Annotated in this window: 6 protein-coding genes, 1 tRNA gene and 1 pseudogene; 5 read left to right on the plus strand and 3 right to left on the minus strand. The window is 43.0% G+C overall.

Annotation, left to right across the window (positions count from 1 at the left end; all coding sequences use genetic code 11):
• Positions 1-18: 18 nt before the first annotated feature.
• The 3 genes from dnaG to FKN93_RS04495 all read left to right on the plus strand — a co-directional run bounded on the left by dnaG (position 19) and on the right by FKN93_RS04495 (position 3,969).
• Complete coding sequence (dnaG, locus tag FKN93_RS04485; protein WP_170904572.1) at positions 19-1,782, plus strand: DNA primase; 1,764 nt, start codon at positions 19-21, stop codon at positions 1,780-1,782.
• Between the two features lie 97 nt (positions 1,783-1,879).
• A complete protein-coding gene (gene rpoD / locus FKN93_RS04490) occupies positions 1,880-3,751 on the plus strand; it encodes an RNA polymerase sigma factor RpoD (RefSeq protein ID WP_115152688.1) in 1,872 nt (623 codons plus the stop codon).
• A 142-nt stretch (positions 3,752-3,893) separates the two neighbouring features.
• Positions 3,894-3,969 (plus strand) — tRNA-Ile (locus tag FKN93_RS04495).
• Positions 3,970-4,255: 286 nt separating this feature from the next.
• Here FKN93_RS04495 and FKN93_RS04500 read toward each other — a convergent pair.
• On the minus strand, positions 4,256-4,675 hold the full coding sequence (locus tag FKN93_RS04500; RefSeq protein WP_158144281.1) for an ACT domain-containing protein: 420 nt from the start codon (positions 4,673-4,675) through the stop codon (positions 4,256-4,258).
• Positions 4,676-5,393: 718 nt separating this feature from the next.
• Between FKN93_RS04500 and leuE the strand changes: the two genes are divergently transcribed.
• On the plus strand, positions 5,394-6,032 hold the full coding sequence (leuE, locus tag FKN93_RS04505; protein ID WP_004396014.1) for a leucine efflux protein LeuE: 639 nt from the start codon (positions 5,394-5,396) through the stop codon (positions 6,030-6,032).
• A gap of 90 nt (positions 6,033-6,122) precedes the next feature.
• A complete protein-coding gene (locus FKN93_RS04510; RefSeq protein ID WP_161425705.1) occupies positions 6,123-7,880 on the plus strand; it encodes a lysophospholipid acyltransferase family protein in 1,758 nt (585 codons plus the stop codon).
• A gap of 123 nt (positions 7,881-8,003) precedes the next feature.
• Here the strand turns inward: FKN93_RS04510 and FKN93_RS04515 are convergent, their stop codons facing one another.
• Both FKN93_RS04515 and FKN93_RS04520 read right to left on the minus strand, forming a co-directional pair.
• Complete coding sequence (locus FKN93_RS04515) at positions 8,004-10,058, minus strand: BCCT family transporter (RefSeq protein ID WP_170904573.1); 2,055 nt, start codon at positions 10,056-10,058, stop codon at positions 8,004-8,006.
• 232 nt (positions 10,059-10,290) lie between these two features.
• A pseudogene (locus FKN93_RS04520) lies at positions 10,291-10,656 on the minus strand (molecular chaperone TorD family protein); the annotation flags it as partial.
• Between the last annotated feature and the right edge of the window lie 136 nt (positions 10,657-10,792).

Here is a 10,792-nt window from a genome sequence, read left to right on the forward strand (position 1 = left end):
CTCTTTCTTTTAGGTTGTATGGCAGGACAAATTCCTCGTAGTTTCATTGATGATCTCCTTGCTCGACTCGATATTGTCGACATCATCGACGCACGTGTAAAACTTAAAAAAAAGGGCAAAAACTACGGCGCTTGCTGCCCATTTCATAATGAGAAAACCCCTTCGTTTAGCGTCAGTCAAGAAAAGCAGTTTTATCACTGCTTTGGTTGTGGTGTGCATGGCAACGCGATTGATTTCCTTATGGAATACGAGCGACTGGAATTCCCTGAAGCCATTGAAGAACTTGCTTCTTATCTAGGATTAGAGGTTCCACGTGAAGAGCGCTACAACAACAGTCAGTCAGCCTCAAATTCAACACCGCGCGTTAATAGCGATGAAAAACGCACACTGTATGATTTACTAAGTAACATCGCACAGTTTTATCGTCAGCAATTAAAAACCCCAGCCGGGCGAGGCGCAATCGAGTATCTCAAAGATCGAGGCTTATCCGGTGATATAGCACAACAGTTTGGCATTGGTTACGTACCTGACGAGTGGGACTTAGTACGCCGTAATTTTGGCCAGCATCCACAAACTCAAGAGATGCTGGTGACGGGTGGAATGCTGATAGAGAACGAGAGTGGCAAACGCTACGACCGTTTTCGTGGTCGAGTCATGTTTCCGATTAGAGATCGCCGGGGTCGCGTGATTGGCTTTGGTGGTCGAGTGATTGGCAATGGCACACCTAAATACCTTAACTCGCCAGAAACGCCGATATTCCATAAAGGCAAAGAGCTTTACGGCCTGTATGAAGTGATGCAAGCTCATCGCGATCCAGTACAGATACTGGTCGTTGAGGGCTATATGGATGTGGTCGCTTTAGCCCAATATGGTGTTGATTATGCGGTTGCCTCACTGGGTACCGCGACCACTGGCGACCACTTACAACTGCTGTTTCGTCAAACCAATACCGTTGTCTGTTGCTATGATGGTGACCGAGCCGGCAGAGAAGCGGCCTGGCGAGCTTTAGAAAATGCGCTAAGCTATCTTAAAAGTGGCAATATTCTTAAGTTTCTTTTCTTGCCCGATGGTGAGGATCCTGACAGCTACATCAGAAAGCACGGTAAAGAAAATTTTGAACAAGCCGTACAGAGTGCAAAACCGCTCTCGAGTTATCTTTTTGAAAACCTGATTGAGACCCACAAACTCAACTTAGGTACCGTAGAAGGAAAATCAACCCTACGCACCTTAGCGAATGAGTTGATTAATAAAATCCCAGATATTGGCTTTCAACAAGAGTTGGATGAAAAGCTCGATAAACTCACGGGCTTTATGAGCCATGGAAAACAACGTCGCACTCAACCAACAAGCGAGCGACCACAACCGCACAAAGAGCTAAAACGCACCCCAATGCGTGAAGTTATCGCTTTGCTTGTGCAAAATCCGAGCTATGCTGAAATGGTGCCGGAATTGTCGAGTGTCAAACACTTAGCCATTCCCGGTTTAAGTTTGCTGGTCAATGTGGTTGAAAATTGTCAGCAACACCCCCATATCACTACCGGTCAATTGCTTGAGCATTGGCGTAATAATGAACATGAAGCACTGCTGTCTCGTCTGGCAAGTTGGGAAATCCCCCTTGTCGAAGACAACCAAGAAGAACTATTTTTAGACTCATTGGACAAAATTCTTGCCCAGTGTGTAGAAAAACAAATTGAAAACTTGCAGGCGAAAGAAAGAAGCGTCGGTTTATCAACCGATGAAAAAAGGGAGCTCATAGCATTAATGCTAGAATTGAAAGCGTAACCCAGTTTAAATAGTCAGCAACGAATAAATTTGTTAATATACATGGTTTGCATTTCGCACACTATTCTTTCACCAGATACGAAGTTGGATACCGTCTATGGATCAAAATCCGCAGTCACAGCTAAAATTACTTGTCATCAAGGGCAAGGAACAAGGCTATCTGACCTACGCCGAAGTTAATGACCACCTACCTGCTGAGATCGTCGATTCTGAGCAAGTGGAAGATATTATTCAGATGATCAACGACATGGGTATTAAGGTAGTAGAAACTGCTCCTGATGCCGATGATCTCGCTTTAAGCGACGATAACACGATCACTGATGAAGATGCCGCTGAAGCCGCTGCCGCAGCGCTTTCAAGCGTAGAAAGCGAGATTGGTCGAACTACCGATCCTGTACGCATGTATATGCGTGAAATGGGAACCGTAGAGCTGCTAACTCGTGAAGGTGAAATTGATATCGCTAAACGCATTGAAGAAGGTATTAACCAAGTTCAAAGCGCCGTTGCTGAATATCCCGGTACGATTCCTTATATTCTTGAGCAGTTCGATAAAGTTCAAGCAGAAGAGTTACGCCTAACCGATCTGATTTCCGGTTTTGTTGACCCGAATGAAGATGAAACTACTGCGCCAACCGCGACGCACATCGGCTCTGAGCTGACTGGTGCTGATCTCGATGACGAAGACAGTAAAGACATCGATGAAGACGAAGATGAAGACGAAGATGGTGACAGCACCGACGATGCCGAAGAAGATACTGGTATCGATCCTGAACTGGCACTAGAAAAATTCACTGAGTTACGTAATAAATATCAAAACTTACAGTTAGCGATCAACGAACACGGTAATGACAGCTCAACAACTCAGCAAGCTTCTGAGTTAGTACTGGATATCTTCCGCGAGTTTCGTCTAACGCCTAAGCAGTTTGATCATTTAGTCACCACACTGCGTAACTCAATGGAACGTGTTCGTACTCAAGAACGCTTGATCATGAAGACCGTGGTCGAAGTCGCTAAAATGCCGAAAAAGTCATTCATCGCCCTATTTACTGGTAATGAATCGAGCGAAGCATGGCTAGATCAAGTCCTTGCGACCGATAAGCCTTACGTTGAAAAAATTCGCGCCAATGAAGAAATGATCCGTCGTTCTATTCAAAAGCTGCGTATTATCGAACAAGAAACCTCACTTGATGTGAACCGCATCAAAGACATTAGCCGTCGCATGTCAATTGGTGAAGCGAAAGCTCGCCGAGCGAAAAAAGAGATGGTAGAAGCCAACCTACGTTTGGTTATTTCTATTGCCAAGAAATACACCAACCGTGGTCTACAATTTTTGGATCTGATCCAAGAAGGTAACATTGGCCTAATGAAAGCGGTAGATAAATTTGAATATCGCCGTGGTTATAAGTTCTCAACCTATGCAACGTGGTGGATTCGCCAAGCCATCACCCGTTCTATTGCTGATCAAGCGCGCACCATTCGTATTCCAGTTCACATGATCGAAACGATCAATAAACTGAACCGAATTTCGCGCCAGATGCTGCAAGAGATGGGTCGTGAGCCTCTGCCTGAAGAATTAGCGGAACGCATGCAAATGCCGGAAGATAAAATTCGCAAAGTGCTCAAAATCGCCAAAGAGCCAATCTCAATGGAAACGCCAATAGGTGATGATGAAGATTCACATCTAGGTGATTTTATTGAAGATACTACGCTTGAACTGCCTCTAGACTCAGCCACGGCAACGAGCCTAAGAGCCGCAACAAGAGACGTTCTGGCTGGCTTAACACCACGTGAAGCTAAAGTGTTACGGATGCGTTTTGGTATTGATATGAATACAGACCACACTCTTGAAGAAGTGGGCAAACAGTTCGATGTTACTCGCGAACGTATTCGTCAAATCGAAGCCAAAGCACTGCGTAAACTTCGTCACCCAAGCCGCTCAGAAACTCTGCGCAGCTTCCTTGATGAATAACTAAAAACCAACGTGTTTAAAAGGTGAGCAAATGCTCGCCTTTTTTATTACCCCAAATGCTAAGTGAATAAAAACTAAGCGCTATTACCCTATTTTCCGGCTAGACAGACACCCAGCCTTCCCCTATAATCACACACCTATCGGCCCCTTAGCTCAGTGGTTAGAGCAGTCGACTCATAATCGATTGGTCCGCAGTTCAAGTCTGCGAGGGGCCACCAAATTTTAGAAGGTTAGTAAGCGTAGTGTTTACTAACCTTTTTTTGTACCTGACGATTTTGGGTCAGGTAAGCCCCGAGCATGCACTCTTCTCTTTCTCACTCAAGCTACTTTTTAGTACTCTGTATCATTACCGATGAGAGCGGTGATTATTCTTATTGATAACCGCAAGAGAGAAAGGCTTTGCGCCAGATTCAAGAGCTTGTGCCAATTCTGAGACCTTTCGGTAATAAGTTACTCTTCGCCCCGATAAAGTGGTGAGCTTTAGTGCTACTGGTTGATGTGCTTTCATTGTGTGTTCTCATTATCTGTTTGCTGAGTAAATTCTTGCAAAGCCTGTAGCGCCTTTTCAGCCAGAGTGCTTTGCACAAAAATATGATCATGATAATAACCAGCAATCACATTAGCACTGATCCCATAAGACGCTAACTTAGTCGCGAACGCAGCGGTTAAACCTACCGCCTCCAAACTAGAATGCACGGTAAGTGTGATTAAGCTAAAAACGCTATCAAACTTGAGTTGGGCGGCTTTGGCTTGTTGCTCTAATAACACTAAAGTTAAGCCCTCTTGCTCTCGACATGTTGCGATTGGATCTAGGTGCCAATACTCAGATAACGGCCCCTTCACGGTACAAAATACGTAATTGCCCTCGATGATCTGTGGTGACATCGACTTTAGTAATACCTCTAACTCGCTAATTGCTGACATTTTCTAACCTTATCTACTACCTACAAACGTGAAGAATATACGGTGAAATAAAATAAGTTTAATTCATAATATTAATCAAACATTAGAAAGGCTAATATCCTGCACTACATAAACTAAATAAATACAAGAAAGAGAGAAATAGATTGCTGTTACATGGTTGCTTTAACGTTTGGCTACGATAAAAAACTTACTTATCATCATCACACTCATTCACTCAATAATGGATTCCAACAGGATAAAAAACTGAGAAGTAAAGGTTAGTCAGCATTTAAAACGAAGAATGCTTCACAAAACAAACGACCACCAAATCAAGGCCAATTATTGAAATTAAAATTCAAAATAAAATCAATAATCGGACTTTAATTTCAATTAAAAAACAAAAAACCAGATAAAAACACCAATAATGACAAATCAAACAGTCACATATTCCAAATTTTTAAAAGCGCGTTATGATACACGAAAATGACCTAGAAATGAGCCATATCCAAGGGAACCTAGTCACTCCTTCAGGGCCTTTTGAAAAATAAAATCTATTTTTATTAAATGGTTATATACCAAAGCCTCTTAGAGTGAAGAGAAAACGGCAAGTGCATAAAACGCCATGAACATCGATACACGATGTGCTTGGGATGAACGAACGCGCAGCCAACACCGCTACAACTTTAAGTCGTTTGGGTATAGCCGCGTACTTTGATTGATATTATTGGGTAAGAATCATATGTTGGAAAGCATTGGCATCGTTAACCTTTGGGCCTATTTGGTCGGCGTTTTTTTAATTGTTATTGTTCCAGGGCCAAATTCTATCTTCGTGCTAACGGCTAGCGCAAAGTATGGTGTGCGTGGCGGATATAAAGCGGCAATGGGCGTCTTTACTGGTGATGCACTGCTGATTTTTTTAGCCTTTTTGGGCGTGGCTACCGTGGTCAAAAACTCACCGGCCTTGTTTCATGCCATTCAATATTTGGGGGCGGCTTACCTACTTTATCTCGGTATAAAAACCATTACTCAGAGCTTACGAGTTAAAGAGTCTCAGCCTGAGGTGAAATCAGTTCAAAGCAGTAAAGGGATCTATTTTAAAGCGTTAGGACTGAGTATCCTCAACCCTAAAATGATTATTTTTTATGTCTCATTTTTTATTCAATTTATTGATTTTAATGCGCAAAGTACCGGTTTATCGTTTTTAGTTTTGGGCGCAATTTTGCAGCTGTGTAGCATGCTGTATCTCTCGTTACTGATTTTTGCTGGTTTTGGGATCACGAATAAAGTCAAACAACATAAAAAACTAGCGACGCTATCCAATACTTTTATTGGCTCACTGTTTGTGATGTTTGCGCTAAGACTGGCTTTAACCGCTTAATCTTTCGCCATAAAAACTTCATCACAATGCCGCCTCGCTGACACAAACCCCACTTAGCATAACGTCAAGATCACAGTTTGTGAGGACGTTATGCTATCTACGAGCCCTTTTAAATTACCCCGTAAAACCCCTTTTGGACTGGCTGAACACTTTGCAGAATGGGCAACAGGATTAAGTCAACTCGATAAATTTTATCATCAGCGTCCCGCACAATGCTCCAGCGCGGAATTTTTACGTTTTACCTTAGAGATATTAGGAATTGATTATCGCGTCACTAAGGGCTGCGTATCACAAATACCAACAACGGGCACGACCATTGTCGTCGCTAATCATCCTCTCGGATGTGTTGAAGGCATTATCCTTGCTGAACTGCTGCTATCGGTTCGTAATGACGTCAAAATTCTCGCCAATCACTATTTAAAAACGGTGCCAGAGATCGATGAGCTGTTTATTGGTATCGATGTATTTGCCCGCGAGAATGCCAGTCATGCCAATCTATCAGCCTTACGTCAAGCTCATCAGCATCTTGCCAATGGGGGTGTTTTATTGATGTTTCCTGCTGGGGAAGTCTCACAGTGGGTAGACAATAAACCGCAGCGAGTCGAGGATAAAGAGTGGAGCCAATCAGTCAGCCGTTTAGTGAAAAAACATCAAGCGACCGTCTTACCAATCTATATTGATGGCCAAAACTCAAAACGATTTTATATGGCTGGGAAGATACATCCATTACTTCGCACACTCTTACTGGGTAGAGAGCTACTCAACAAACAGCAAAGTTGTATCGAAATAGCGATAGGAGAAACCATTGCTTGCTCAGAAATCGCCACCTTAGATGATCAACAACTGGTTAATTATTTACGCTTAAACACCTATTTATTACAAAATCAGCGCTGGATAACTCGCGATAAAACGCAGCAAGATAGAAGCCTGCCACCTGTCGTTGAAAGGCTGAGCGACGAGATGTTACAACAAGATATTGATACTCTACCTCAAGAATGTCATTTATTGGATCATCAACACTTTAGCGTATATTGTGCCAGTGCCGAGCAAATTCCGGCAATCTTGCATGAGATTGGTCGAGTCAGAGAGTTGAATTTTCGCCACGTCGGTGAAGGAACTGGACTTGCCTTAGATATTGATCACTTTGATCGCGATTACCTGCATCTTTTTATTTGGGATCGGACAGAACATGCGTTAGTTGGCGCTTATCGTCTCGGATTGGTCGATAAATTAGTCGAGCGACACGGTATGCATGGCTTATACACACGCACTTTGTTTCATTACGATCAGCGTTTTATCGATAATATGGGTAAATCTATTGAGATGGGGCGTTCGGTGGTCGATAGTGCTTATCAAAAAAGCGTCGCGCCATTACTGCTGCTCTGGAAAGGCATTGCGACCTATATTGATCGCCACCCTGAATACACACACCTTTTTGGCCCAGTCAGCATCAGCAGTGATTACAGTGAACTTGCACGTCAATTACTCGCCGATACCATGACACTGCACTATTACGATCAAGAACAGGCCAATTTAGTCAGTGCCAGTCACCCACTATCGAGTACCTATCAGCTATGGAATGCCAGCTTACTGTCAGCCCTAGCAGACCTGCAGCTTTTATCACGAGTGATCGCGCGTATTGATGATGGCAAAAGCATCCCTGTTTTATTGCGCCAATATTTAGGCTTAAATGGCCGTTTGGTTTGCTTTAACGTCGATCCTGATTTTAACGACTCATTAGATGGGTTAATTATGGTCGATTTACGTCAAGTCCCGGTACGAACGCTCGCCCGTTATATGGGGGTTGAAGCCGCTCATCGCTATTTAACGCGGCATCATTCAGAGTAAAAATCAGGCACGCCCATCAAAGCAGCGTGCCTGATTTTTTGATTACTTTGCTATACCCAAACAACTTGGCGTTGCAGGTAGACGGCAAGTGCGTCCTTAGATTCTCAGCTCACGAAGCCAATATTAAACCGATGACGTTGCCGTAGTGGGATCTTCGCTTTGTAAATCATCATCATGCTCTTCCATTCGCCAAGGCAAACTCCCCGGTGAAATATGTAAAAAGTGCAGATACTTCTCAAATTGATCCAAAATATCATTGATGATATCGCGCTCTTCATAACCATAAACATCGTAAGCTTGACCTCCCCGACGAAGAAACACTTCCGCTCGATAATAGTAATCATCATCGGTTTGTTTCTCTTGCTCGGAAGCAAACTCGGGCATCTCATAAGCACGCAGACGAATCTCATAAATAAACTCCACTTCGCCCGCTTTCTCAACATCAATAATGCAGCGAGTATTGAGATCATCAAAGGTCACTTTTGCTTGCCAACCTTTATGTTCAAGCTCCTGCTTAACGGTGTTCATAGCAGCCAGTCCGGTCTGCTCGATGAATTTCTCCACACTAGTTTTAGCCGGGAAATCAATAAGGTGCGATAGTCGCTTTTTCCAATTGGTTTTGCCTTGTAGATGCACAGGTAACTTCATATCGTGCTGTAAACTGGTCTCATGATGCCCTTCAATCACTAACGCTCGCCACATGCCAATACCACCAATTAACATGATAATGGCAAACGGTAAGGCACTAACGATCGAGGCGGTTTGTAAGGCGCTGAGTCCCCCCGCAAGCAGTAACACCGAAGCAACCAGTCCTTGAGTCACCACCCAGAATGTACGCTGCCAGACTGGAGTATGCATTGCACCGCCCGATGCTAATGAATCAATCACTAATGAGCCTGAATCTGATGAAGTGACAAAGAAGGTGATGATCAGCAATACCGTAATAAAGGAAACCACGGAAGAGAGAGGCAGAAGCTCAAACAACTGAAAGAGCGCAACAGCATGATCGGCCTGCACATCGGTAATGAGTGAGGTATAACCTTCAACCATAATCAGATGCAGGGCGGTGTCACCAAAAATAGAGAACCAAAGGAAGGTAAAGATCGACGGTACCAACATAACCCCGACCACAAATTGTCGAATCGTTCGGCCGCGACTTATTTTGGCAATAAATAGCCCAACAAAGGGTGCCCAAGCTATCGTCCAGCCAAAAATAAACAGCGTCCAGTTACCAATCCAGTCGCTTGATTCATAAGCTTGCAGACTAAATGTTCGTTCAACAATATTACTTAAATAACTTCCCGTATTTTCTAAAAAGGTTTCTAAGATAAATATTGTGGGTCCAACGATAAATACGAAGAGCATCAAACTGATCGCTAACAGCATATTAATAATCGATAAACGCTTAACACCTTTATCCATACCTGCGAGCACTGAAAATAGAGCTAAGCAAGTAATCACCGCAATCGCACTAATTTGGAAAGGCACACCCACTTCGACGCTTGGCCATAAATAGTTAACCCCTGCGTTAATTTGAGCAACCGATAAACCTAATGTCGTAGCAATACCAAATAAGGTGCCGAGAATCGCGAATATATCGACAATATGACCAATGGGGCCATGAATTCGCTCACCAATCAAAGGATATAATGTTGAGCGCATTGATAACGGCAAACCATGCCGAAAAGCAAAATAAGCTAAACACAAACCAACCAAACCATAAATGGCCCAGATATGAAATCCCCAGTGGAAATAGGCAATTTGCATAGCTTGTTTAGCCGCTTCAATAGTTTCTCCGCTGCCTGTTGGTGGCGAGGCATAATGCAATACCGGTTCTGCGACACCAAAGAAAAGTAAAGCAATACCGTATCCTGCGGAAAAGAGCATCGCAAACCAAGCTGGAAAGCTATATTCAGGCTCAGCATGATCGGGGCCAAGTTTTATATTTCCCCAGCGCGTAAAAGCTAATGAGACAATAAAAATCAAAAATAAGGCGACCGCTAACATATAGAACCAACCAAAGGTTTCGGTTATATAAGCTAACGTCGTCGAAAAAACCTCACCAGCTAGACTAGGATTTGATATGGTTCCTACTACCATTAGTGCTATGACAATTACCGCCGGAATAAAAACCGGAATAAGCACAGTCGAGTTAGATTTCTCTAACTTATCAATCATAAAGCCTCCTGCTTTATTAGTTCTTATTGAAAAAAAAACCTCCTCATCATATAACATTTTGACTCTCACTGCGAATGACACTATCAACTCAATAAAAATCATCGTCATAAAAACAAGCATCAACAACAATGAAATTCATTTTAAAACAGTAAGTTAAACAAAATTAATGTGTCATTTTAAAATAATTAAACGCAGTCAATAAATAGCCATATTTACAGGCCATATTGTGCAATTACTCGGAATTATCACTCGATAATTCTGCTAAAAAATATTCCGCTAATACTGCTAAAGAATAATAAAAATCATCTTCATCACAGGCGGATTTTAAACGTTGTAAATAGAGCGTCGCCCACGGAAAAAGATGATCCGTTAATAGCTCGATAACCGCAGATTCTTGACCTTGTTCGAGAAAATGAGCAAGGGCTAATAGCATTAATCCAAATTGATCTTCTGGTTCCTGACGGGCGAGTTGCACCGCTAAACCATGACGCTGGAGAAATTGACGATAAGCCAAGGTACTTTCACCCATCACGATATGCTCATGATCTAAGTATACCGATCCCCAAGGCGGAGCGGGCATATCCCCTAGCCCTTCGAATAGTACGCTAAAGGTAAGTGTTCACCAAGCCCCTATTGACAGAAAAAGTGTGACACTCAGCACTTGATCCACTTTTTACTATTGAGTGATCATTCCAGTGCTTCATCCTGTTTGTTATGAGCAGAAAGAAAGCCCC

This window comes from Vibrio sp. A8-1 (genome assembly GCF_013048685.1).
Lineage (GTDB): Bacteria > Pseudomonadota > Gammaproteobacteria > Enterobacterales > Vibrionaceae > Vibrio > Vibrio metschnikovii.

What these genes read in the sequence shown, in the direction of transcription:
- dnaG (WP_170904572.1), top strand. Translation starts at nt 19, where the DNA reads ATGGCAGGACAAATTCCTCGTAGTTTCATTGATGATCTCCTTGCTCGA.
- rpoD (WP_115152688.1), top strand. Translation starts at nt 1,880, where the DNA reads ATGGATCAAAATCCGCAGTCACAGCTAAAATTACTTGTCATCAAGGGC.
- FKN93_RS04500 (WP_158144281.1), bottom strand. Translation starts at nt 4,675, where the DNA reads ATGTCAGCAATTAGCGAGTTAGAGGTATTACTAAAGTCGATGTCACCA.
- leuE (WP_004396014.1), top strand. Translation starts at nt 5,394, where the DNA reads ATGTTGGAAAGCATTGGCATCGTTAACCTTTGGGCCTATTTGGTCGGC.
- FKN93_RS04510 (WP_161425705.1), top strand. Translation starts at nt 6,123, where the DNA reads ATGCTATCTACGAGCCCTTTTAAATTACCCCGTAAAACCCCTTTTGGA.
- FKN93_RS04515 (WP_170904573.1), bottom strand. Translation starts at nt 10,058, where the DNA reads ATGATTGATAAGTTAGAGAAATCTAACTCGACTGTGCTTATTCCGGTT.